The organism is Chitinophaga sp. RAB17, from assembly GCF_052114225.1.
Taxonomy (GTDB): domain Bacteria; phylum Bacteroidota; class Bacteroidia; order Chitinophagales; family Chitinophagaceae; genus Chitinophaga.
The window spans coordinates 1-794 of sequence record NZ_JBFREI010000043.1; the positions used below are offsets into that span (position 1 = coordinate 1).

1 protein-coding gene is annotated in these 794 nt (G+C 47.4%); it reads left to right on the top strand.

Annotated features, from left to right (window positions below; all coding sequences use genetic code 11):
* Window positions 1-794 (top strand): Ig-like domain-containing protein (locus tag AB4Z08_RS35770; RefSeq protein ID WP_441578567.1); only part of this gene is annotated, 794 nt, incomplete at both ends.

Genomic DNA, 794 nt, shown 5'->3' on the forward strand with positions numbered 1-794 from the left:
AACCTGTTGCTGAATGGTGCGACTATCAGGGACGCAGCGAATAATAATGCTGTTCTTCTCTTGAATAATATCGGCAATACCACGGGTGTATTTGTTAATACGGCGCATCCAACAGTAACACTGTCTACCGCTGCCGCAGCCGTGGTGAATGCGCCGTTTACGGTTACTGCTGTGTTCAGCGAAGCGGTGACTGATCTTACCGTATCAGACTTTGCATTAACCAATGCGAGTGCTGCTACGCTGCAAACCACCGACAACATTACTTATACCATCGTTATCACACCGATAACCGATGGTGCTGTCAGCGTTTCATTGCCGGCGGACGTAGCGGTGAATATTGCCAATAACGGTAACACTGCCAGTAACACGATTAGTGTAACAGCAGATCTGACGGCGCCGGTAGTAACACAGGTAAGCGTACCTGCGAACGGTTATTATAAAGCTGGTAGTGTGTTGAACTTTACAGTGAAATACAGTGAGAATGTGACAGTTAATACTACAGGCGGTGTGCCATCCATCAGTGTAAATATAGGAGGCAYAAATGTTTCAGCGGTTTAYAYWGGWGGYGCCGGTACACAGAATCTATCGTTCAGTTACACGGTACAAAACGGWGACCAGGATATGGACGGCATCACACCTGGTAATAACCTGTTGCTGAATGGTGCGACTATCAGGGACGCAGCGAATAATAATGCTGTTCTTCTCTTGAATAATATCGGCAATACCACGGGTGTATTTGTTAATACGGCGCATCCAACAGTAACACTGTCTACCGCTGCCGCAGCCGTGGTGAA